The organism is Parvibaculum sp., assembly GCF_002684405.1.
Classification (GTDB): domain Bacteria; phylum Pseudomonadota; class Alphaproteobacteria; order Parvibaculales; family Parvibaculaceae; genus Parvibaculum.
Genome location: NZ_NYVD01000153.1, coordinates 1 through 23558 on the forward strand (window position 1 = coordinate 1; position 23558 = coordinate 23558).

A 23558-nucleotide genomic window follows, 5' to 3' on the forward strand; every position below is an offset into this window, starting at 1 on the left:
CTCGTGAAAGCGGCGGCGGGCGGCGGCGGACGCGGCATGAAAGTCGCCCAGACGCGCGAGGAACTGTCCGGCGCGCTGGCCAATGCGCGTTCGGAAGCCAAGGCGGCCTTTGGCGACGACAGCCTCTATATGGAGAAGTATCTCGGCCAGCCGCGCCATATCGAAATTCAGGTCGTGGCCGACAGTCACGGCAATGTGGTGCATCTGGGCGAACGCGACTGCTCCTTGCAGCGCCGTCACCAGAAGGTTCTGGAAGAATGCCCCTCGCCCGCGCTCAACGATGCGCAGCGCGCGGAAATCGGCGGCATCGTTTCCAAGGCCATCAAGGGGCTCGGCTATCTCGGCGTCGGCACGGTGGAGTTCCTCTACGAGAATGGCGAGTTCTTCTTTATCGAGATGAATACGCGCCTGCAGGTAGAACATCCGATTACCGAAATGGTGACCGGGATCGATCTCGTCCGCGAGCAGATCCGCATCGCAGCGGGGCTCGAAATGAGCTTCACGCAGGATGATGTCACCTTCTCGGGTCACGCCATCGAATGCCGCATCAATGCGGAAGACCCGCGCACCTTCACGCCCTCGCCCGGCACCATCAAGGATTTCCACACGCCGGGCGGTCTTGGCGTGCGCGTCGATTCCGGCGTCTATTCCGGCTACCGCATTCCGCCCTATTACGACAGCCTGATCGGCAAGCTGATCGTGCACGGGCGCAACCGCAACGAATGCCTGATGCGGCTTCGCCGCACGCTGCACGAGTTCGTGATCGACGGGGTAAAGACCACCATTCCTCTGTTTCAGGAGCTGGTGAATGAGCCCGACTTCATCAATGGCGACTATCACATTCACTGGCTTGAGGACTTCCTCGCCGAAACGACCTGATCCGCAGCGGCATTTTCACCGCGGGAGCTTCCGTTCATGAGCGAGGACGGGATCGATGCCGACGTGCTTTTGCGCGCCTATGCCTATGGCGTCTTTCCCATGGCGGAATCGCAGGACGATCCGGAGCTTTACTGGATCGATCCGGAGCAGCGCGGCATCCTGCCGCTGGACGGTTTCCATGTGCCGAAGAGGCTGGCGCGCACGGTCAAAGCCGGCGTCTTTACCGTCACGGCGGACAGGGCCTTTGCCGATGTGATGCGCGGATGCGCCGCGCCCGCGCCCGACCGAGACGGCACCTGGATCAACGACCGCATCTTTGCCCTCTACAACGAACTGCATGAACGCGGCGACGCGCATTCCGTCGAGTGCTGGCTGGATGGCGAGCTGGTGGGCGGGCTTTACGGCGTATCACTGGGCGCCGCCTTTTTCGGCGAGAGCATGTTCAGCCGCGCACGCGATGCCAGCAAAATCGCGCTGGTGCATCTGGTCGGCCGTCTCAGGGCGGGCGGATACCGCCTCCTCGATACGCAATTCGTGACGGAACATCTCAAACAGTTCGGCGCTGTGGAAATTCCGCGAACGGAATATCGCCGCATGCTGCACGATGCCGTGGTGAGAGACGCGGACTTCTACTGCTGGCCGCTGGACGGCGTCTCGCCGACCTTGGCCTTGCAGTCATCCACCCAGATATCATAGACGGGGTGTTCCAGCGCATTGAGGCCGGGACTTTCGGCGAACATCCAGCCGCTGAAGATGGGCTGTTCCTGCGTCATGCCGGTCTGCTCGTCGACCTGCCTGATTTCGACATAGGCGGCGGTTTGCGGCGGGTCTTCCGGCGGTTTCTTTTCGCAGGCCCGGACCAGAATATCGAGCACGCCGAAACGCGCATGCTCGCCCACCTTCGCATCGAATTCGGAGACCCGGCCGGTGATCTTGTCGAGACCGCTGAACACGGCCGTCTTGTAGCTGTCGGCGAATGCAGGCGCGGCGAGCGCGCTGCCGGTCAGGAACAGCGCGGAAAGAGCCGCCGCCGCGCTTCGTGTGAACCCTCGTGCCATCGCTCTTTCTTCCTGCGCCCTGCCCCGCGCCCCATGCCCTTTTGCGCTGCCAGGCCCGGTCAGTTGCCGCTGCTGCTCTTCTTGCCGTCGTCGGTGGAGAACAGCGCCTGGCCGATCAGCCCCATCAGATCGACGGAGCCTTGCGTGAACATGATCTCGTCGCCATCGGCCAGATAGGTCTCGCTGCCGCCCGGCACCACCGACACATAGTTGGAGCCCAGCAGGCCCTCGCTGGTGATCTTGGCGTTGCTGTCGTCCGGGATTTTCACGTTGGAATCGAGATTGAGATCGACAACGGCCTGATAGTTCTTCGGATCGAGATGCTGGCCCACGACCGTGCCGATCTTGATGCCGGACATGCGGACATCGGACCCGTTGGTGAGCCCGTCCACGCGGCTGAATTCCGCCGACACCGTATAGCCGTCACCCGAGCGCACACCGGCGGTCGAATAGCCGTAGAAAAGAAAAACCGCGGCGATCAGGACGACGACCGTGCCGATCAGCGTTTCGACGAGATTGCTCTGCATGGAAATCCCCGATTGATCCGTATCGAAACCGGCCCGGCCGATGGCCATGGCCGGGTTTCAGGCCCGATTATTCAGGCTGCCAGGCCTCGTAATCGCCGGTGGCGCGAGGGCGCTGACCGTCGACGTGGAGCGACCCCTTGGGCCGGTAGGCGCGCGGCGTGCCCGTCCAGTTCGGCTGGTGCGGCTTCTGCCACTCGCGCGGTGTGTAGTCTTCCTCGCTGGGCGGCACATCGGAGCGGTGATGCAGCCAGCCATGCCAGCCCGGCGGAATGCGGGAGGCTTCGGCCTCGCCATTGTAGATGACCCAGCGGCGGGTAAAGCCGCCGATCTGCCGTCCGTCCCGCGCCTCATAGTAGCGATTGCCCTGGTCGTCCTCGCCGACCTGTTTTCCCTTCCGCCATGTGTAGAAGCGGGTGCCCATCGTCTGCCCCTGCCACCAGATGAAGATTTCGGAAAACAAACCCATTTGCTCTGACCTTTCGGCGGGTTCCGGCCACTGGCCCGGCAACCGCTTCGGAACGCTGAAATTCGCGCCGAATATGGCACCCGAACCCCGAATGGTCCAGTGGCCAGGCGGCACGTCTCACGAGTTTAAGTCGGATCAGTCCAGCGTCCAGCTTTCGCGCAGCGGTTCCAGGGCCCCGGTCTTGGCCTCGCCGCCGCCATGGGCGGCAGGCGTCGGTATGGCCTGGCGGTATCCCGCCCCGACCACCTCATAGGGCCGGTCGTCGGCCAGCACCCAGTCTATGCGGTGGTGAAGCCCTGCCGCGGTCACCGGCTTGACCAGCAAATGAGTCGCGCCATTGTCGAAGGCCTGCTGCACCAGTTTGCGGGAGGCATGCCCGGTCAGCACGATAACGGGGATAAAACAGAAGGGTTTGTTGTCCAGGCTGCGCAGCTCGCGCAGGAACTCGCCGCCCTTCATCGGGGCCATTTCCCAATCCGTGATGATGAGGTCGTGGCCGCCCCCGGGGATCATCGCCAGCGCCTCGCTGCCGTCGGAGGCCTGCGAGATCGATTTGACGCCGAATGCGTTCAGAAGCGTGCGCAGGAGAAGCCGCATACCCGCATTGTCTTCGACGATCAGGACATCAAGGTCGCCGATCGCCAATCCATGGGTTGGGTTCGTCCCTACTTCCCGCACTGTTCCGACCCTGCCAGAGCTGTCCTGTTAACACATTAGGCGAATCTATCTTTCCGAATAGCTAACGCGCGGCATCCGATTCGCACCCGGAATGAAAGCAAATCGGATTCAAGGCGCCCTAGATGTTGCGGTTTACAAGGTGCGACACGCTATCGCTTGACGCATGGGCGGACCCTTCATAGGATTTTCTCCTCTCAGGGGATGGGGCACGAGGCGACTGGCTCCCGTTAAGAAACGATCATCTGGGCGACGGAAAAACATTTCAGTTCAAACGGTTAGACCCGTTCGGAAGGAATGCGTCCGGCGCAGGGGATTGCTCGTCTCCACGACCCGGCTCTGAGAAGAATGTGGCGATCAAAATTGCGGAGACCGGGGCCAAATTATGCGTATCCAACGTTGCTTTACCGTCGAGGGGCACAGCCCCTATGAGAGCATTCCCTTCCGGACGGCCACGAGCGAGATCCGCAATCCGGATGGATCGGTCGTCTTCCATCTGGACGACATTCAGGTGCCGGCGGAATGGAGCCAGGTCGCCAGCGACATCCTCGCCCAGAAATATTTCCGCAAGGCGGGCGTGGCGGCGAAGCTGAAGCCGGTCGAGGAAGAGACGGTTCCCTCCTGGCTCTGGCGCCACGTGCCCGACGAGGAAGCGCTGGCCGCGCTCCCGGAGGAAGAGCATTACGGTCCGGAAAAGGATGCAAGGCAGGTCTTCAACCGGCTGGCCGGCACCTGGACCTATTGGGGCTGGAAAGGCGGCTATTTCAACGACGAGGACGACGCGCAGGCGTTCTATGACGAGATGCGCTTCATGCTGGCCGCGCAGATCTCCGCCCCCAACTCGCCGCAATGGTTCAACACCGGTCTTCACTGGGCCTATGGCATCGACGGCCCGGCGCAGGGCCATTATTACGTCGACCCGGAAACGGGCGAGACGGTCCGCGCCACCAGCTCCTATGAGCACCCGCAGCCCCATGCCTGCTTCATCCAGAGCGTCGGCGACGACCTCGTGAACGAAAACGGGATCATGGATCTCTGGGTGCGCGAGGCGCGGCTCTTCAAATACGGGTCCGGCACCGGCACCAACTTCTCCTCGCTGCGCGGCGAGAACGAGCCCCTGTCGGGCGGCGGTAAATCGTCGGGCCTGATGAGCTTCCTCAAGATCGGCGACCGGGCGGCGGGCGCGATCAAATCCGGCGGCACCACGCGCCGGGCCGCCAAGATGGTGATCGTCGATGTCGACCACCCGGATATCGAGGAGTTCATCAACTGGAAGGTGACCGAGGAACAGAAGGTCGCCGCGCTGGTGACCGGCTCCAAGATCAACCGGAAGCACCTCAACGCCATCATGAAGGCCTGCGTGAATTGCGACGGCCCCTCGGACGATTGCTTCAATGCGCGGAAGAACCCGGCGCTCAAGCGCGAAGTGCTGGCCGCGCGCAAGGCGCATGTGCCGGAAAACTATATCCAGCGCGTGATCCAGTTCGCCAAGCAGGGCTACAAGGAAATCGACTTCCGCACCTATGACACCGACTGGGATTCGGAAGCCTATCTCACCGTGTCCGGCCAGAACTCCAACAACTCCATCCGCGTGACGGACGATTTTCTGCGCGCAGTCGAGAATGACGGCGACTGGACGCTGCGCAACCGCACCGGCGACGGGGTGTCGCGCACCCTGAAGGCGCGCGACCTCTGGAACTCGGTCGGCCATGCCGCCTGGGCAAGCGCCGATCCTGGCATCCAGTTCCACACCACGATCAACGATTGGCACACCTGCCCGGCCTCCGGCCCGATCCGCGCCAGCAATCCGTGCTCGGAATATATGTTCCTGGACGATACGGCCTGCAACCTTGCTTCGCTCAACCTCATCCAGTTCCGCGAGGACAATGGCCGCTTCGATGTGGAAGCCTTCGAACATGCCGTGAAGCTCTGGACCATCGTGCTGGAAATCTCCGTCGCCATGGCGCAGTTCCCGAGCAAGGCGATTGCGGAACTTTCCTATCGCTACCGCACGCTGGGCCTCGGCTTTGCCAATATCGGCGGGCTGCTCATGTCCTGCGGCATCCCCTACGATTCCGATCAGGCGCGCGCCATTACCGGCGCCATCAGCGCCATCATGACGGGCGTGTCCTATGCGACCTCCGCCCAGATGGCCAAGGAACTCGGCCCCTTCCCCGGCTATGCCGACAATGCCGACCACATGCTGCGCGTGATGCGCAATCATGGCCGCGCGGCGCATGGCCTTTCGACCGGCTATGAAGGGGTCAACCAGCCGCCCGTGCCGCTCGACGCCGACAACTGCCCGCAGCACGACCTGATCGATCATGCCCGCGCGGCATGGGATGTCGCCTGCGCCATGGGCGAGGCCTATGGCTACCGCAATGCGCAGGCCAGCGTCGTCGCGCCGACCGGCACGATCGGCCTCGTGATGGATTGCGACACCACCGGCATCGAGCCCGATTTCGCGCTGGTGAAATTCAAGAAGCTCGCCGGCGGCGGCTATTTCAAGATCATCAACCGCGCCGTGCCGCAGGCCCTCAATGCGCTCGGCTACACGCGCGAGGAGATCGAGGACATCATCGGCTATGCGGTCGGCTACGGCACGCTGGCCGATGCGCCGGGCGTGAACCATGCCTCGCTGCGCGCCAAGGGCTTCACCGAGAAGGAAATCGACGCGGTGGAGGGCTCGCTTGCCACCGCCTTCGATATTCGCTTCGTCTTCAACAAATGGACGCTGGGCGAAGAGTTCTGCACGCAGACGCTGGGGCTGGACGCCGAGGCGATGGACGATCTCGATTTCGATCTTCTGCGCGCCATCGGCTTCACCAATGCCGAAGTCGAGGCGGCCAATCTCTATGTCTGCGGCGCCATGACACTTGAGGGCGCGCCGCATCTGAAGGACGAGCATCTGCCGGTCTTCGATTGCGCCAACCCCTGCGGCCGAACGGGCAAGCGCTTCCTCTCCGTGGAGAGCCATATCCGCATGATGGCGGCGGCTCAGCCCTTCATCTCCGGCGCGATCTCCAAGACGATCAACATGCCGAACGATGCAGGCGTGGAAGAGTGCAACGCGGCCTATATGCTTTCCTGGAAGCTGGGGCTCAAGGCCAATGCGCTTTACCGCGACGGTTCCAAGCTCTCCCAGCCCCTCAACGCGCAAATCCTCGAAGACGACGACTTCAATGAGGACGAAGAGGAGACGTTCGCCGAGCGCGTCGCCGCCGCTCCCGCTCAGGAGCGTGCCCGCGTGGTCGCCGAGCGCGTGGTGGAGCGTGTCGTGGAGCGCTCCCGCGAGCGCCTGCCCGACCGGCGCAAGGGTTACACGCAGAAGGCGCTTGTGGGCGGCCACAAGGTCTATCTACGCACGGGCGAATATGACGACGGCAAGATCGGCGAAATCTTCATCGACATGCACAAGGAGGGCGCCGCCTTCCGCTCGCTGATGAACAATTTTGCCATCGCCATCTCGCTCGGCCTGCAATATGGCGTGCCGCTGGAAGAATATGTGGAGGCCTTCACCTTCACGCGCTTCGAGCCGGCGGGCCTCGTCCAGGGCAATGACCGCATCAAGAATGCGACCTCCATCCTCGACTATGTGTTCCGGGAACTGGCGGTCTCCTATCTCGGCCGTTCCGATCTCGGCCATGTCGGGCCGGAAGACCTCGGCCACAGCGCGATGGGCGACGGCGCGGATGAAGGCAAGCTGCCGGAATCGCTTCCCGCCTCCGCCGTGGTGAGCCCCGGCTATACGCGCAATGCGCAGCTCGGCAATCTCTACCTCGTGCGCGGGGGCGCGGCCTCCGACGCCAAGAAGGCCGCGGAGAAGACGGGCACGCAGGCCATGCTCGACGCGACGCTGGACGCGGAAGACATGGCGGGCATCAGCCTGCATGAAGAGACCGTCGAAGCGAGTGTCGCCGTGTCGGGCGGCGGTGGCGGAAGCTTTGCCGCAAGCGCCATGTCCCGCGTCACCGAAGCCCGGATGAAGGGCTATGAGGGCGAAGCCTGCGGCGAATGCGGCAACTTCACCATGGTCAGGAACGGCACCTGCCTGAAATGCGACACCTGCGGGAGCACGAGCGGGTGTAGTTAACGCCTTCGCAAATGCAATAAAAAGGCCGGTACAGAAGTACCGGCCTTTTTTATGTCCTCACGGCCTCAATCGACTCCAAATCGAGCAGACTGATTAAATTTTAATCTCCATGCGTTGACTGCCCTCGCCCCGGGCCTCATAAATACTGCTCTATCAGTAAGGGGGGAAACTCAATGAATACTTCTAAACTTTTGCTCACAACTGCACTGGTTGCCGCCGTGTCCACGCCTGCATTTGCCGGCAAGGCGGATGTCGGTAAAACCTACGTCAAACTGTCCGGCGGTGCCTTTATCGCCGAAGACATCGACGGCACGGTCGGGGCAACCAACGTCAAGCTCAGCTTCAAGACCGGTTGGACAGCCTCTGCCGGTGTCGGCTACTGGATCACGCCGGAACTGGCAGCCGAAGGCGAGGTGACCTACCTCACAGCCGATTTCGACAAGGGCACGTCGGGCGGTGCCAGCGTGAATATCGATGGCAAGTACGACTCCGTGCTGACCATGGCGAATGTGAACTTCCACCCGATGGCCGACGACAGCTTCGATCCCTATATCGGTGCCGGTGTCGGTGTGGCGTTCTCCAACCTGGACGTCAATTCGATCGGCGGCACGCCGGTTAACATCAGCGACGACAGCACCGACCTGGCCCTTCAGGGGACGGCAGGCTTCAACTTCGCTCTGGGTCAGAGCACGAGCGTCGGCGCCCAGTATCGCTATGTCTGGACCGACACGGGTAGCGCCAGCGCGGACAGCTTCACCGGTCACGCCCTGACGGCCCATATCACGGTCGATTTCTAAGTCCACAGGACTATCGAGGCAGGAAGGAGGGTGACGATGTCATCCTCCTTTTTTGTGCCTGTCAGTTCGACAGATGTTTCGAGATGGTGAGGAGCAGTTCCGCCGGGCGCACGGGTTTGGTGACGACATCGTCCATGCCCGCTTCAAGGCAGGCCGCGCGGTCGTCCGCCGAGGCATTGGCGGTGAAGCCGATCACCGGCAGGTCTGCACCGTCCGCGCGCAGCCGGCGCGTCGCGGTCAGCCCGTCCATGACCGGCATTTCGACATCCATCAATATGGCATCGAACTCCGCGCCCTTCAGCTTCTCCAGGCCTTCGGCGCCGTCGAAGGCGAACGTGCTTTCAATGCCGACCACATCCAGCATGCCTTTGACGACCTTGCGATTGGTCTCATTGTCCTCGACCACAAGGACGCGGCGTCCGGCGAGCGGACTGGACACGACCTCTTCGGCCGGTTGTTCCGCTTCTTGCGGCTTGCCGGGTTTCACGGGCAGGACGACCCGGAACTCCGAGCCCTTCCCCTCCTCGCTTTCAAGTTCGATCGAGCCGTGCATCAGCGACACGAGACGCGACGTGATGGCGAGGCCGAGGCCGGTTCCGTCATGGCGTTTGCGCCCCTGCTGAAGCTGCTCGAATTCCTCGAAGATCGTCTTCTGCCTGTCGGCGGGTATGCCCGAACCGGTATCGATGACGCGCAACACCAGCTCCAGCGAATCCCGGCCCTGCCGTGTCTCGGCAAAGAGGGAGACCGTGCCGTGTTCGGTGAACTTCACCGCATTGCCGAGCAGGTTGAACAGGATCTGGGAAATTCGGTTCGGGTCGCCCTTCAGCCATCTGCGCGCGGAAATCGGCAGGACAGCGTTGAAGGTCAGCCCCTTTTCCTCGGCCCGACCGGCCATCAGATCGCACACCGTCCGGAAGACCGTATCGGCATTGAAGTCGATGCTGTCGATCTCGAGCTTGCCCGCTTCGAGCTTGGCCATGTCGAGAATGTCATTGATGATCGACAGCAGCATCTCGGCTGAATGCTGTGCCGTCTCGATCATCGCCTTCTGGTCATCCGTGACGCCGTTCTGCTCCAGCAGGGTCAGCATGCCGAGAACGCCGGTCATCGGGGTCCGGATTTCATGGCTCATCGCCGCCAGAAAATCGCTCTTCGCCTTGTTCGCCCACCGGGCGGTATCGCGGGCCTTGATCAGCTGGGTTTCGGCGTTCTTCTGGCCGGTGACATCCTGAATCTGCGAGATGAAATAAAGCGGCGTCATGTCGTCGGAGCGGATGATGGCGACGGCAAGATGCACCCATATCAGGGATCCATCCTTGCGGAAGTAGCGCTTCTCCATCTGATATGTCGTGCGCTTACCTTCCACACACTCGTGAAGAAGGTCCAGATCGGCTTCCAGATCGTCGGGATGCGTTATGTCCTGAAATGTCTTCTCGTAAAGCTCGTCGGCTTCGTATCCCAGCATGGCGCTGAGCGCTGCGTTGACCTGCAACCAGGAACCGTCCAGCGCGACCAGCGCCACGCCATGCGCCGCCCCTTCCAGCGCCATGCGAAACCGCGCATCGGAGGAATTGCGCAGCACCGGGTCGGACAGGTCCTGGAAGAAGCCGCTCGACCGGTCTTCATCCTGTTCCGCGCAATAGACACGCACCGAAAAGGGGTTGCGGGCATCGGTGAAGTGCACAGTCGCCGCATCGCCGGGCGCACATGAGACCAGCCAGTCGTGAAGCCCCTTCAGGGAGGGCGTCATGTATTTCGGTGTAAAGAGGACTTCGCGCGGAACCTCGATTTCGACCAGCCGCTCATGCGGCAGGTAGAGTCGATCCAGCTTCCGGTCGTATATCCAGTGAGAGATCGAAAAGGCATCGTAAAACCCCTTCCCGAGAGCCTCGGGAAGGTCGCCATTGTCGGGCTCCGTTCTGGTGCGTTCGCTGGATCTCATATTCTCGCTAACCCGGCTCAAACGAGCGATCGGGTGCTTCCGGCCGCTGTTTCCGTAGAGCCTATTTTCTCAGCGAGTCGTTAACCCAAGCGTTAATACCCCGGCCGGATAAGGGCCAATTCCATCATTCCGGTCCGATTTACGGCAATAAAAACGCGCGGTTTTTCTCCTGAAACATGCAGATCGGATGAAAATGGCATTCCGGTAAATCTGTCTTCGGCCTGTCGAAGTCTTTAACCGTCGCCGCATGGACGGTGCCTGCTCGAGCCGATAAGACTCCCCGTTACCCAGATGTCTTCAATGCTCAGGGAGGTCCTTCCGATGAACAAGCTTCTCCGCCACGCCATCGCCTTTTCGGCCGCGGCGACGATGATCCTTTCCGTTTCGGCAGGCGCCGCGCAGGCGGCACAGAAAACCTCGCAGGGCGACCTGTGGTCCGTCATCCGGTCGGATTCCCGCTTTTCGATCCTTGAACGGATTGTCGAGGGTGTCGGTCTGCAATGGCGCTATCAGGGCGCGGATACGCGCACCGTCTTTGCGCCGACCAATGAGGCGTTCGAGATGATCCCCGGCGGGTATCAGGACATGATCTCGCCGACCAACGACAGCACGAAACGCAATGTGCAGGCGCTTCTACTCTACCAGATCTTGTCGGGCCGGATCGATCCCGCAGGGCTCAAGCCGGGAACCACGGTGAAGACGACCTACCAGAAGGGCAAGGTGGAGATCGACCGCAAGGGGAGCGACATCCGGTATGGCGGCGACTATGGCGGCACGGTTACCGGCGATGCCGTTTCCGCCTCGAACGGCCTCATCGTGCCGATCGATGGCGTTCCGATCCCCTCCTTCTCCGACGTCGATCCGAAGCAGGCCGACGGCGCTTCCGCCGAGTAGCCCGCCGGCGTCAGAGTAACAGGTCGAGCTCGGCGGATACCCGCTCGCGCAGTTCTTTCGGCTTCATGTGGGTGAGGTCCTTGTCGACCTCGCCTACGATCTTCTTGCGAATCTCGCCATGCAGCTCGTCGCGCAGGTCGCCGAGAAATTCCGGCGAGGCGACGACAACCAACTCATCGAACTTGCCTTTCTGCGCTTCCTCACCCAGCAGCGTGGCGACGTGGCGAGCGAAACTTTCCTTTGCGAGCTTCTCCGGATCGGAGTGAGGCTCCATGGCGTGACGCGAAACGTCGGCGCTTTCATGCACGCGGCCGGGGCGGTCGTCATTGCCCTTCTTGCCGGATGGCGGGTTCGGCATATGAAGCTCATAGGGCAAGGCTTCCCTCAGCCCTTCATTGCGCTTCGCGCTTTCGTAGGTCTTTCCGCTGTGGCCGTTTGCGACCAGAATCCAAATTTTTTTCGGAGCCATTTCATCCCCGTTTTCTTTCATCAAAAGATTGGCCGGAAGGGCAATCCTTCAAGGTCAAATCTGCCTTTGTCCAGTTCATATGGGTTTGATTCATATCATGTCACAATAGAAACAAACTCCTCTGCCTATGCTGTCTTTGTCCGGTTCTTCGTGGAAGGGCCTGCCCGTTGGAGAGCCGGTCGATTTTTGTCTGCAGGATTTGGGGAGCTTACCCGTGACCAAACAGGACAACGGCAAGGATTTCGGCGGCATATTCGGCGGTCAATTGGAGAATATTTTTCCGGTTGGCATCGTCTCCGTCGAAAAGGCGATGAACGAAACGCTCGGCGCCTGCAAGGACGGCATCACTGCCTGGCAGGACGAAATGAAGCGCTTCACGGAGCAGCGCATGGAAGTGGCCAAGGATGCTTTCGACCAGCTCCGCGAGGCGAAGTCTCCCACCGATGCCGTAAAGGTTCAGAACAAGTATCTGACCGATGCGGCGACGGCCTATCTCGAGGAAATGCGTACGCTGGGCGAAATCTGGCAGAAGATGGCCAACGACAATCTCGAGGCCCTGACCGAGATGACGCCGACTGAAGACGCGAAGGATAGCAGCAAGAAGGCGTCCGCCGCGGCCGGGCAGCAAGCAGCGGCTGAGTAAAGATTTTCGGCAAATAAAAAACCCGGCGGGCGCCCCATCACATGGATGGTCGCCCGCCGGGCCATAATGTTTCGCGCTGAACGAGTTGGTTCAGTCGTCCTTCTTTTCCGACTTCTTCTCCAGCGGCGGCACGTAGCGGATATGCAGCTCCTTGAGCTGTTGCGGGTCTACCTCGGAAGGCGCCTGCATCAGCAGGTCCTGCGCCTGCTGGTTCATCGGGAACATGGTCACTTCGCGCAGGTTTTCTTCCCCGCAAAGCAGCATCACGATCCGATCGATGCCCGGCGCGATGCCGCCATGGGGCGGCGCGCCGTATTTGAAGGCGTTCAGCATGCCGCCGAACTTGTTCTCGACCACCGACTTGTCATAGCCCGCAATCTCGAAGGCCTTGTACATGACTTCGGGCTTGTGATTTCGGATGGCGCCCGAGGACAGCTCGATGCCGTTGCAGACGATGTCGTACTGGAAGGCGGTCATGCCGAGGATTTCGTCGGCGTTGGACGCGTCCAGCTTGAGGAAATCGTCCAGCGGGTAGTTCGGCATGGAGAAGGGGTTATGCGAGAAGTCGATCTTCTTCTCGTCCTCGTCCCATTCGAACATCGGGAAGTCGACGATCCAGCAGAACTTGAAGATGCCCTGCTCGACCAGTTCGAGTTCCTCGCCCACCCGCGTGCGGGCAAGCCCGGCGAACTGGTAGAATTTCGCGGGGACGCCGCAGACGAAGAAGACCGCATCGCCGGCACCGAGGCCCAGCTGCTCGCGGATCTGCGTCGTGCGCTCCGGACCGATATTCTTGGCGACGGGGCCGGCACCCTGCACGCCGCCCTCTTCCTCGCGGAAGAAGATGTAGCCGAGACCGGGCTGGCCTTCGGACTGTGCCCAGGAATTCATCCGGTCGCAGAAAGCGCGGTTGCCGCCGCCCGGCGCGGGGATCGCCCAGACTTCCGTCTGGTGGTTCTGCTCGATCAGATTGGCGAAGACCTTGAAGCCGGAGCCGCGGAAAGCCTCGGTCACATCCTGCATCTCGATCGGGTTGCGCAGGTCGGGTTTGTCCGAACCGTATTTGCGGATCGCCTCGGCAAAGGGAATGCGCGGGAACGGCAGCGGAGAGACTTCCCGCCCGTCGGCGAATTCCTCGAACAGGCCATGCAGCACCGGCTCGATGGCATTGAAGACGTCGTCCTGCTCGACGAAGCTCATCTCCACGTCGAGCTGATAGAACTCGCCCGGCGAGCGGTCGGCACGCGCATCCTCGTCGCGGAAACAGGGCGCGATCTGGAAGTAGCGGTCGAAGCCCGCCACCATGATGAGCTGCTTGAACTGCTGGGGCGCCTGCGGCAGCGCATAGAACTGGCCCGGATGCATGCGCGAGGGCACCAGGAAGTCGCGCGCGCCTTCCGGCGAGGAGGCCGTCAGGATCGGCGTCTGGAACTCCAGGAAGCCTTCCTCCGTCATGCGGCGGCGGACCGAGGAGATGATCTGGGAGCGCTTCAGGATGTTGCGGTGAAGCGTCTCGCGGCGCAAATCGAGGAAGCGGTAGGTGAGCCGCGTCTCTTCGGGGTAGTCGGGCTCGCCGAAGACCGGCAGGGGCAATTCCTGTGCATCGGAGAGCACTTCGACGCTCGCGACCCGGATTTCGATTTCGCCGGTGCCGAGGTTCGGATTGACCGTCTCGTCGGAGCGGGCCACCACCTGCCCCTCCACGGAGAGGACCGACTCGGCGCGCACGCGCTCGGCAATCGCGAAAGCGTCTGCCTGATCGGGGTCGAAGACGAGCTGGGTCAGCCCGTAATTGTCCCGAAGGTCGATAAAAAGCAGACCGCCATGGTCTCTTTTACGGTGAACCCAGCCGGACAGGCGCACGGTCTTTTCGACATCGGACTTGGAAAGCTCGCCACAGGTGTGGCTGCGGAATTTGTTCATTTCTGCAAGGCCTTGAGATTCAAGGACGAATCGTCATCAAATCAGGTGGAGTGAATGAATTTGACGCGAAAAGCGCATGGATACACCTGCCTTGTCAAGACCGCGAGGCGCAGCTTTGCGGTCGCGCGGCGGCGGTCGGGCCGGGCTTCATGCAGGACAGGCCGCGCGCCATGCGGTATAGAACCGGCCCATGAACATAATTACGAAAACCGACGCTCTGGAATCCCTGTGTGAGCGTCTCGCCAATGCCGGCTTCATCACAGTCGATACGGAGTTCATGCGGGACTCCACATTCTGGCCGAAACTCTGCCTGATCCAGGTGGCAGGGCCGGACGATGAAGCCATAATCGACCCGCTGGCCGAAGGGATCGATCTTGCCCCCTTCTACCGGCTGATGGCCGACCGGAACGTGGTGAAAGTGTTCCACGCCGCGCGCCAGGACATCGAAATCTTCTTCCATGACGGCGACACCATCCCCGACCCCCTGTTCGACACGCAGGTGGCGGCCATGGTCTGCGGGTTCGGCGACAGCGTGGGCTATGAGACGCTGGTAAAGCGGCTCACAGGCGGCAGCGTGGACAAATCCTCCCGCTTCACCGACTGGTCGCGGCGGCCGCTCAGCGACAAGCAGCTCAAATATGCGATGGCCGACGTCACCCACCTGCGGACCATCTACGAGGTGCTGGCGCGACGGCTCACCAAGACCAAGCGCGTTCACTGGGTGGGCGAGGAAATGGCCATCCTTCAGGCCCCGGCCACCTATGAAATGAAGCCGGAGAACGCCTGGAAGCGCCTCAAGATGCGCTATCGCGGACGGCAGGGCCTCGCCGTGCTGGTCGAGGCCGCGGCCTGGCGCGAAAGGCAGGCGCAGGAGCGCGACATGCCGCGCGGACGGATCATGAAGGACGATGCGCTTTATGAGATCGCCACGCAGCTTCCCCGCTCCCTAGAGGAGTTGGAACAGCTCCGGGCGATCCCGCGGGGCTTTGCCGGCGGCCGCTCCGCGCAAGGGCTGATCGAGGCGATCGAGCGCGGGCTCGCCATGCCCGAGGAAGACATCCCCGTCGTCGAAGGGCCCGAGCCCCTGCCGCCGGGCATCGGTCCGCTGGTGGAACTCCTCAAAGTGCTGCTGAAGATGAAATGCGAAAAGCACGATGTGGCGCAGAAGCTCGTCGCCAATGTGTCCGACCTCGAGCTCATCGCGGCGCATGAAGAGGCCAATGTCCCCGCCCTCAAGGGCTGGCGGCGAGAGCTTTTCGGCGAAGACGCGTTGCGGCTGAAAAAGGGCGAGCTGGCGCTTGGCGCCCAGGGCAAGAAAATCGTGCTGATCGAAACCAGCTGATAGGACCGCCCGCCCCGCCCGTCAGGCGTAAAGCGGGGTTCCCATTTCTGGCGACCAGATTTTCGTGCAGTTCCGCCCGGCCTTCTTGGCTGCATAGACGGCGATGTCCGCGCGACGGATCGCCTCCTCCGCCGCGATGCCCTTTTCCATGAAAGCGATGCCGAAAGAGGCGGTGATATGGAACGTCTCGGCGTCCGGATCGCCGTCGCCGGTCGTCACCGGCACTTCCATCAGGCCTTCCCGGAGACGCTCGACCGCTTCCAGCGCTCGGTCCATTCCCGATTGCGGGGCGCAGAGCAGAAACTCCTCGCCGCCATATCGGAACAGCATGTCGAAGGGCCGCGTGGAGCGCATGATGTATTTTGCGAAAGCCACAAGCGCACGGTCGCCCGCCATATGGCCGTAGGTGTCGTTGACCAGCTTGAACTCGTCAATATCCATCATCACCAGCATGCAATCCACCAGGTGACGATCCACCAGTTGTTGCTGCTTGTGCAACTTGGCGGACATTCCCACGCGATTGCCTGCACCGGTCAGCGGATCGAAGTCGAAAAGCAGGTCTTCCAGGGTGCGCTTCAGCAGCAGGATGAGCCAACGAAGATCGGTCACCAGCTTCAGAAAGGCGTCATACTCGGCCTTTTCGATCGGGCGGCCTTCGGCAGAGCGCCGGAGCAGGAGGGATGCCCCCTCATGCATTTTCCGATGGCTGTCGCCCAGCTCCGCAAACCCCGACACGCTCCGAAGCCAGTCGGGGGCTTCGCTATCGTACCAGCGGCCAAAGGGGCAACAATGATGCGCGTTCCCGCTCAAATCATCGGTGTCGAAGGGGAGCCCGCAGATAAGAGCCGCGTTCAGCTGGTCCAGCCATCCGACATGCTCGAGAATCTGACTGTCGATATCGGCCATCACGCGCCGAATTTCGTCGGCGGGCGGCGCAAATTCTTCCTTGCTGTCCTGATCCACGGCGAGCATGTCCATCAAATCATTCCGCGGCTGCGCTCTTCTCCGCCTCCGTCATGGAAGGCTCCCAGAGCATGACCCGGTTTCGCCCCGCCCATTTGGCCGCGTAGGTCGCGTTGTCGGCGCGGTCTATCGAGTCCACGACGGGAAGATCGGGGTCGAGCAGGGCCATGCCGAAAGACGCGGTGATATGCAGCTTCGCGTCGCCATTGTTCTCGATGGCTAGCTGCTCCAGCTCCGAACGGATGCGCTCGATCATTTCGTGCGCCATCTCAAGATCCGTATGCGGAGCGCAAAGCAGAAACTCCTCCCCGCCATAACGGAAGAGCCGGTCGAAAGGGCGCGTATGCGACATCACATGTTTTGCGAAGGCGGCCAGCACCCGGTCGCCCGCCGAATGGCCGTGATTGTCGTTGACCAGCTTGAAGTGGTCGATATCCATCATTACGATGACGCATGTTTCCAGGCCGCGCTTCACCAGACTTTGCTGCTCGCGAAGGCGCGTCAGCATGCCCGAGCGGCTGAACGCACCGGTCAGCGCATCCAGGTTGAAGGCCTCGTCCTCCAACTCGTGCTTGAGCGTCTCCATCTGAAGCCGCATCCGCCTTTGCTCGTGAAGGAACTGTTCGTATTCGGCGACCGATATATCTTCATGCTCCATCGACAAGCAGAGCAACGCTGTGGCGCGTTCGTGCATTGCCTTATGGGCGGCTTCAAGCTCGACGAAATTCTGGTTGGAGCGGAAATGTTGCCCGCCCTCGCTGTAATACCATTGCCCGAAACGGCAATGACGATGGGCGTCTTGGTCGAGATCGCGGTTGTCGGGCCGCAGGCGGCAGACCAGCGTCATCTGAAGCGTGTCCATCCACTGGTTGTGGTTGAACAGCTCCTGGTCCAGGACGGTAATCGCTTTTCGGATTTCGTCTTTCGGCGTCTCGCTGGATCGCATGATTGCAGTGCGCTTCCTGTTTTGGAGGATTCCTACGTATCTCGCTTTCTGGCTCCATCCAGAAGATCAGACAAACCTCTCCAAATCCTTTAATCGCGCGTCCGAAATATGCACTTAACCCATTGTAAAATTTGTATTTTTGGCTCTACTCATGCATCCGCGCGGTCGGGCTGATGCCACGCGACGCTATTCTTGTCCGCCCGAATTTGTGTAGATACACTTGCACGATCAAGCCAATGGGATGACGCGACATGCAGGAAGATGAGGGGCTGGAAGAACTGGTGCGGGAGAATTGCGCCTGTCTGCGGGCGCGCATGGCGGCACGCAAGCTGACCCGGATCTATGACAAGGCGCTGAAGCCCACCGGCCTGCGGATTACGCAATTCACCCTGCTCATTGCGATCAAGGACGGCCGGGCCAAATCGGTGAGCGCGCTCGCCGATCATCTCGCCATGGAACGGACGACGCTTCTGCGCAATCTGAAAGTGCTGGAGGATGCGGGCCTCATCACGAGCAAACCATCCGGCGAAGGGCGCGCGCTGTCGCTCAAACTCACATCCGGCGGCAGGAAGCGCCTGCATGAGGCGCTTCCCTACTGGCAGGCCGCCCAGCGCACCGTGGAGACGGAGCTGGGCGACGACTGGCCGGTGGCGAAATCCTCGCTCGAGCAGATCATTCGCAATGTCTGAGGCCGCCTAGGCGGTCTCGCTCACCCGGTAGCGCGGAAAACAGTCCAGAACCCGCACAAGGCTCTCTTCGTTCCCCTCCACGCGCGCCGCGCCGCACTCTGTCAGCGTTGCAAGCTCGGTCTTGCCCTGAAAGAGACGGCGAAGGTCCTCCCATCCGATGGACAGATGCGCCGCCGGCGTTTCGGGGACGCCGAAATCGACGGTCAGCCTGTTCTCCGCGACCGTCAGCGCGGCATCCGCCGCCTGCTCACCCGTCACGGTGAGATGGATCGCCGCGTCGAGCCCGCGCGCCTTCCGGCGCTGGAAGGTGAGCGTCAGGCCGAACAGGAAAGCGAAGGCATTGTCGCTCTCGATCGTCCAGTCCACCGGTTTCACCTGCTTGTGGGGGAAACGCTTCGGCACGCTGTCGGCGGCATCCGACCCTTCCAGCACGAAGACCATCTCCTGCTTCGCCAGCAGCGGATCGAGATAGGTTTTGCGATACTCGATCCGGTCATCGACATAAGGTCCCAGCACATCCGTTCCGGCCGGACAGACACTCAGGCAATAGGCGGCCTTGTAGCCCGGCTTGAAGGACAGGCTCTGCCACATGGACACGGTTTCGCCATGGCTCACGCGGCGATCGTAGTCCTCCGCGTCCCGCGCCTCCGCGACTTCATGCACCCAGTCGGTGAAGCCCCCCATGAACTCGCGATAATTATGCGTGTAGCAGGCGGAGAAGTTGAAAGTGCCGTCCGCGCCGATCGCCTCCACCGGGCAGGCGGCCACGCAGAGACGGCAATCCAGGCAGGGCGAATAGTCGAGCGGCGCGCTCGTCTTCGTGACGGGATTTTCGATCAGCACCGTTCCCAGCAGGATGAAGCTGCCGAACTTCGGATGGATCACGTTGCGATGGAGCCCCATCCTGCCCATGCCGGCGGCTTCGGCGAGCGGCTTGTGGGAGATGGTTTGCATATTGGTCGGAAAGTTCTGCGCTTCCATGGGAAAGGCGGCGGCGGGGTTGATCGCGCGGATCCCCCTGTCCTCCAGCCGGCGCACCACGTCACGGGCGACATCGTTCACCAGGTCATAGGTCTGGTGGAACTCTTCATTGGCGACGGAGCGCACCGTCGTGCGTACCGTCGTCCGGTTCATGCGGCAGACAAAACTCACCAGCGTCCGCGTCCCCGGCAAAAGCGCCTCGATCAGGTGGGCCTGAGCGGCCGCCGCCGGATCGCTTGCCGCCACGATGCCGCAATCGTCGGCGCCTGCCTCCAGAAAGAGCCCGCGAAGGAAGTCCTCATCGAGCGGTTCCAATGCCCGGGGGGCCGGCTCGCTCCCGCCGGGCTCTTTCAGGGCCCGATAGGCTTCGATATCGCGATGTTCGGCAGTCGTCCCGGTCATGTCTGGCTCCATATAGTGTAGATACACTATATGGAGTGACGCAAACCGTCGTCAATGGCGGTCGCAGTGAATTATTTGATCTTTACCTCGCCCTTCCGGCCCAGCGACCGGGCCAGCGCATTGAGGCGCTTTTCCACGACCTCGCCGGTCAGCGCCTCGTCCTTGCGGTCCAGGGTGAGCGTCACGAAGTTCTTGCTCACGCTCAGCCGGGTGCGCGGCAAAAGGCCGGTCGTCGCGCCGCACAGCGTGAAGGCGAGGCGGAGCGCCAGCCCCAGCACCAGCGCCCGGCTGTTTTCCTTCTCGTTCATCATGCCGGTGAGGTCGCCCAGCAGGTCCGGCTCTCCCCGCCCCTCATGGCGGTGATAGCCGACACGGGCCAGAAAGATGCGGCCCGGATGATCGATACCGGAGAACGGCGCCAACATGATCTCGGTCATGGCGTGATGGGCGCGGTAGTCGGGATGCACATACCAGCCGATATCGGCAAGGATGCACCCGGCAAGCCGCAGCCGCGCCTCTTCCTCGTTCTCGCCCAGCATATCCTTGGCGAAGAGCGGCGCGGTCCAGTCGAAGAACTCGTCGCCATGCTCGGGAAAGCGCGCCAGCCGGCCCGCCAGATCATGCGCGCCTGCGATCAGCGGGTGCTTCGCCTTTTCCTCCGCCTCCAGCCGGTCGAAGAGGACGCCTTCGCGCAGGCCATAGGCGGAGACGATGACTTCCTTCGCCTTGGTGGCTGCGAGGATCTTGTCCAGCACCAGCGCGCCATAGGGCAGCGCATCGATGCGGCGCTCCGAAACATCCGGTATCTGCCCGAGCGTCTTGGGGCCGAGCTTCTCGATCACGCGGGAAATCTCGGCCGCCTCCGAAGCGGGCATGGAATAGTGATGCAGCACATGGATGGGATACTTGCGCTGCGCCATGTGGATGCGGGCAAGGTTTCGCCAGACACCGCCGACCGCATAGAAGCGTTGTCCTTCCAGGCGCTTCAGCCAGTCGAGGCCCTTGAGTTCCTTATCGACGATGGTCTCGGCGAGCGTGAGATTGCCCTTGGAAAGGTCCATGAGGCGAAGCGGGCCGAGCGGCAGCGTGGCGCCCTCGCCCATCTTGCCGCCGCCCACCGTCACCAGTTCGAGGCTGCCGCCGCCCAGATCGCCGACAATGCCTTCGGCATCGGGGGTGCCGGAGAGCACACCCTGCGCGGCAAAGCGGGCCTCGTCCTTGCCGGAGAGGATCATGAAGGGGAAGCCGCAAATGCCTTCGGCCTTCCTGACGAATTCGGCGCCGTCCTCCGCATCGCGCACGGCGGCGGTTGCCGCAACGACCAGTTCGTCGATGCCGATCTGCTCGCGCAGCGCGACGAAGCGGCGCATCGCCGCCAGCGCCCGTTCCATGCCTTTGGGGTCGAGACGTCCGGTACTCGCAAGGCTACGGCCAAGGCCGCACATCACCTTTTCATTGAAGACCGGTACCGGGTTGCGTTGCGCACCGGCATAGACCACGAGTCGTACAGAGTTTGAGCCGAGATCGATAATACCGAACCGGCCGCTCTTCTTGCTGCGGCTCACTTCAATCCTCTTGGACGTTTGCAGGACGTTTTAATCCTGCGCGGCCTTGATGTCGAACTTTGGCGGCAGATTTTTCTGCAGCGCTTTGCCGCGGCCAGAGAGGCTAGCATTGTTCATGAAATAGGTGTGTGCGTTAAACGGCTCCTCGCCCTCCGGCACCGTGATGCGGACGAATCGGCCGTCGGGACGCAGTTCCCAGCTCTGCTGGTTGTCCTTGAGGTTGGCCAGCATGATCTGGTCCAGCACCTGATCGTGAACCGTGGGGTTCAGGATCGGCACCAGCGTCTCCACGCGGCGGTCGAGATTGCGGGGCATCCAGTCGGCCGACGAGATATAGACCTTCGCCTTGTCGGAAGGCAGCTCCGCGCCATTGCCGAAGCACACGATACGGGAATGCTCCAGGAAGCGCCCGACGATGCTCTTCACACGGATGTTTTCCGAAAGGCCCGGCACGCCCGGACGCAGGCAGCAAATGCCGCGAATGACGAGTTCGATGTGAACGCCAGCCTGGCTGGCCTTGTAGAGCGCATCGACGAGCGCCGTGTCCACCAGCGAGTTCATCTTCGCCCAGATCGCAGCGGGACGCCCTGCCCTTGCATTGTCGATCTCGGTCTGGATATCGGAAAGCAGGCGCTTGCGCAGGTTCAGCGGCGACACGGAGAGCAGCTCCATATCCTTCGGTTCGGCATAGCCCGTAATGAAGTTGAAGAGCTGGGCTGCGTCATGCGCCAGGCGCGGATCGCAGGTGAACATGGAGCAGTCAGTGTAAATCTTCGCCGTGATCGGGTGATAATTGCCGGTGCCGAAATGCACATAGGAGCGCAGCACACCGCTCTCGCGGCGGACCACCAGCGACACCTTTGCGTGGGTCTTGAGTTCGATGAAGCCGAATACCACCTGCACGCCGGCGCGTTCCAGATCGCGCGCCCAGCCGATATTGGCCGCTTCGTCGAAACGCGCTTTCAGTTCCACCAGCGCCGTCACGGATTTGCCGGCCTCCGCCGCCTCGATCAGCGCCTCCACGATGGGGCTGTCCTTGGAGGTGCGGTAAAGCGTCTGCTTGATCGCGACGACATCCGGGTCGGCCGCGGCCTGACGCAGGAACTGCACCACCACGTCGAAAGATTCGTAAGGATGGTGGACCAGAATGTCCTTGGCGCGGATCGCGGCGAGGCAGTCGCCGCCATGATCGCGGATGCGCTCGGGGAAGCGCGCATTATAGGGCGGGAATTTCAGGTCCGGACGATCGTCCACGATCAACTGGCTCACCTGGGCGAGACCCAGAATGCCGTCGACCTGAACCAGTTCCTTTTCGCTGACGTCGAGTTCGTCCACGACGAAATTGCGCAAGCCCTCGGGCGTGGCCGCTTCGATCTTCAGCCGGATCACGCTGCCCCGGCGGCGGCGCTTCAGCGCGCTTTCGAAATAGCGCACCAGGTCTTCGGCTTCTTCCTCGATTTCGATATCGCTGTCGCGCAGCAGGCGGAAGGCGCCGCGGCCGGCCACCTGATAGCCGGGGAACAGCCGGTCGAGAAACAGGCCGATCATGTTTTCAAGGCTGATGAAACGGATCGTGCCCTCCGTGCCCTTGCCGCCCATATTACTCGGCAGGCGCATGAAGCGTTCCACCTGATGGGGCACGGGCAGCAGCGCATCCATCATCTTGCCGTCGCTGATGCGCTTCAGTTGAAGCCCCAGCGCGAAACCGAGATTGGGGATGAAGGGGAAAGGATGCGCCGGGTCGATGGCGAGCGGCGTCAGTACCGGAAACACCTGTTCGAGAAAGCGCGTCTCGATCCAGGAAAATTCCTCTTCCGTCACTTCTCCCGGCTCCAGCAGGCAGATCCCCGCCTGGCGCAATTCCTTCAGCAATTCACCCAAGCGGTTCTGCTGATCGTTCATCAACTCGTTCGCCATGGCGTTCACGCGATCGAGCTGCTGGGCCACCGTCAGACCGTCCGGGCTCATGGTCTCCACACCGGCGCGCACCTGGCCGCGCAGGCCCGCCACGCGGACCATGTAGAACTCGTCCAGGTTGGAGGCCGAGATGGAGAGGAAGCGCAGGCGCTCCAGAAGCGGATGGTTGGGGTTTTCCGATTCTTCGAGGACGCGCCGGTTGAAGGCCAGCCAGGACAGCTCCCGGTTGATGAACCGCTCGGGCCGCGTCATGTCGATCGCCGTGACCGGAATGTCCGGCGCCGCCGGCATTGAAGGCTTCGCGACGTCCGAAAGCGGCGCGTCCGAACGGGACGAGGCGTCCCGACCGTTCTCCAGCTGAGCCCTCTCTCTGGCGGAGGCATT

General features: G+C 61.9%; 20 protein-coding genes. 8 read left to right on the top strand and 12 right to left on the bottom strand.

All coding sequences use genetic code 11. From position 1 onward, the window contains the following. Both CMI59_RS14250 and aat read left to right on the top strand, forming a co-directional pair. Positions 1-879, top strand: an 879-nt coding sequence (locus CMI59_RS14250; RefSeq protein ID WP_293328905.1) for an ATP-grasp domain-containing protein, incomplete at its 5' end; no start/stop codon positions are given. Positions 880-915: 36 nt separating this feature from the next. After that, positions 916-1575: a leucyl/phenylalanyl-tRNA--protein transferase gene (gene aat, locus CMI59_RS14255; RefSeq protein ID WP_293328906.1), complete on the top strand. Its 660-nt coding sequence runs from the start codon at positions 916-918 to the stop codon at positions 1573-1575. On the opposite strand, the gene CMI59_RS14260 is transcribed toward aat, so the two are convergent. From CMI59_RS14260 to CMI59_RS14275, 4 genes are all read right to left on the bottom strand, one after another. After that, positions 1509-1937, bottom strand: coding sequence for a DUF2155 domain-containing protein (locus tag CMI59_RS14260; protein ID WP_293328907.1), 429 nt, complete (start codon positions 1935-1937; stop codon positions 1509-1511). The genes aat and CMI59_RS14260 overlap by 67 nt on opposite strands. Before the next feature lie 59 nt (positions 1938-1996). Further along, complete coding sequence (mlaD, locus tag CMI59_RS14265) at positions 1997-2512, bottom strand: outer membrane lipid asymmetry maintenance protein MlaD (RefSeq protein WP_293328908.1); 516 nt, start codon at positions 2510-2512, stop codon at positions 1997-1999. Positions 2513-2531: 19 nt separating this feature from the next. After that, positions 2532-2930 (bottom strand): NADH:ubiquinone oxidoreductase subunit NDUFA12, encoded by a 399-nt coding sequence (locus CMI59_RS14270; RefSeq protein ID WP_293328909.1) that lies wholly within the window; start codon positions 2928-2930, stop codon positions 2532-2534. Between the two features lie 135 nt (positions 2931-3065). Continuing rightward, the gene (locus CMI59_RS14275) at positions 3066-3608 is read right to left on the bottom strand and encodes a response regulator (protein ID WP_293328910.1); all 543 of its coding nucleotides are present in this window, start codon (positions 3606-3608) and stop codon (positions 3066-3068) included. A gap of 382 nt (positions 3609-3990) precedes the next feature. On the opposite strand from CMI59_RS14275, the gene CMI59_RS14280 reads away from it, so the two are divergent. Together CMI59_RS14280 and CMI59_RS14285 are read left to right on the top strand one after the other, a co-directional pair. Beyond that, positions 3991-7698 (top strand): vitamin B12-dependent ribonucleotide reductase, encoded by a 3708-nt coding sequence (locus tag CMI59_RS14280; protein WP_293328911.1) that lies wholly within the window; start codon positions 3991-3993, stop codon positions 7696-7698. A gap of 173 nt (positions 7699-7871) precedes the next feature. Then, positions 7872-8495, top strand: a complete 624-nt coding sequence (locus CMI59_RS14285) for an OmpW family outer membrane protein (RefSeq protein ID WP_293328912.1) — start codon at positions 7872-7874, stop codon at positions 8493-8495. Between the two features lie 61 nt (positions 8496-8556). Here the strand turns inward: CMI59_RS14285 and CMI59_RS14290 are convergent, their stop codons facing one another. After that, the gene (locus tag CMI59_RS14290) at positions 8557-10440 is read right to left on the bottom strand and encodes a PAS domain S-box protein (protein WP_293328913.1); all 1884 of its coding nucleotides are present in this window, start codon (positions 10438-10440) and stop codon (positions 8557-8559) included. 321 nt (positions 10441-10761) lie between these two features. On the opposite strand from CMI59_RS14290, the gene CMI59_RS14295 reads away from it, so the two are divergent. Continuing rightward, entirely contained in the window at positions 10762-11334 is a 573-nt protein-coding gene (locus CMI59_RS14295; protein WP_293328914.1) for a fasciclin domain-containing protein, read from the top strand. Positions 11335-11344: 10 nt separating this feature from the next. On the opposite strand, the gene CMI59_RS14300 is transcribed toward CMI59_RS14295, so the two are convergent. After that, positions 11345-11803 (bottom strand): host attachment protein, encoded by a 459-nt coding sequence (locus tag CMI59_RS14300; RefSeq protein ID WP_293328915.1) that lies wholly within the window; start codon positions 11801-11803, stop codon positions 11345-11347. Between the two features lie 214 nt (positions 11804-12017). Between CMI59_RS14300 and CMI59_RS14305 the strand changes: the two genes are divergently transcribed. Beyond that, positions 12018-12446, top strand: a complete 429-nt coding sequence (locus tag CMI59_RS14305; RefSeq protein ID WP_293328916.1) for a phasin family protein — start codon at positions 12018-12020, stop codon at positions 12444-12446. Positions 12447-12536: 90 nt separating this feature from the next. On the opposite strand, the gene aspS is transcribed toward CMI59_RS14305, so the two are convergent. Further along, positions 12537-14369: an aspartate--tRNA ligase gene (gene aspS, locus CMI59_RS14310; RefSeq protein WP_293328917.1), complete on the bottom strand. Its 1833-nt coding sequence runs from the start codon at positions 14367-14369 to the stop codon at positions 12537-12539. Between the two features lie 190 nt (positions 14370-14559). Between aspS and rnd the strand changes: the two genes are divergently transcribed. Then, positions 14560-15711, top strand: coding sequence for a ribonuclease D (gene rnd, locus CMI59_RS14315; RefSeq protein WP_293328918.1), 1152 nt, complete (start codon positions 14560-14562; stop codon positions 15709-15711). Between the two features lie 21 nt (positions 15712-15732). Here the strand turns inward: rnd and CMI59_RS14320 are convergent, their stop codons facing one another. After that, complete coding sequence (locus CMI59_RS14320) at positions 15733-16689, bottom strand: diguanylate cyclase (protein WP_293328919.1); 957 nt, start codon at positions 16687-16689, stop codon at positions 15733-15735. A gap of 4 nt (positions 16690-16693) precedes the next feature. Continuing rightward, complete coding sequence (locus CMI59_RS14325; protein ID WP_293328920.1) at positions 16694-17620, bottom strand: diguanylate cyclase; 927 nt, start codon at positions 17618-17620, stop codon at positions 16694-16696. A gap of 251 nt (positions 17621-17871) precedes the next feature. Between CMI59_RS14325 and CMI59_RS14330 the strand changes: the two genes are divergently transcribed. Further along, positions 17872-18309, top strand: a complete 438-nt coding sequence (locus CMI59_RS14330; RefSeq protein WP_293328921.1) for a MarR family winged helix-turn-helix transcriptional regulator — start codon at positions 17872-17874, stop codon at positions 18307-18309. A gap of 6 nt (positions 18310-18315) precedes the next feature. Here CMI59_RS14330 and CMI59_RS14335 read toward each other — a convergent pair whose 3' ends face one another. The 3 genes from CMI59_RS14335 to CMI59_RS14345 all read right to left on the bottom strand — a co-directional run bounded on the left by CMI59_RS14335 (position 18316) and on the right by CMI59_RS14345 (position 23465). After that, the gene (locus tag CMI59_RS14335) at positions 18316-19692 is read right to left on the bottom strand and encodes a 4Fe-4S ferredoxin (RefSeq protein WP_293328922.1); all 1377 of its coding nucleotides are present in this window, start codon (positions 19690-19692) and stop codon (positions 18316-18318) included. Between the two features lie 71 nt (positions 19693-19763). Then, positions 19764-21257 carry an exopolyphosphatase gene (gene ppx, locus CMI59_RS14340; protein WP_293328923.1) on the bottom strand — a complete coding sequence of 498 codons (1494 nt, stop codon included), beginning with the start codon at positions 21255-21257 and terminating at the stop codon, positions 19764-19766. A 30-nt stretch (positions 21258-21287) separates the two neighbouring features. Continuing rightward, complete coding sequence (locus tag CMI59_RS14345) at positions 21288-23465, bottom strand: RNA degradosome polyphosphate kinase (protein WP_293328924.1); 2178 nt, start codon at positions 23463-23465, stop codon at positions 21288-21290. Positions 23466-23558: the final 93 nt, after the last annotated feature.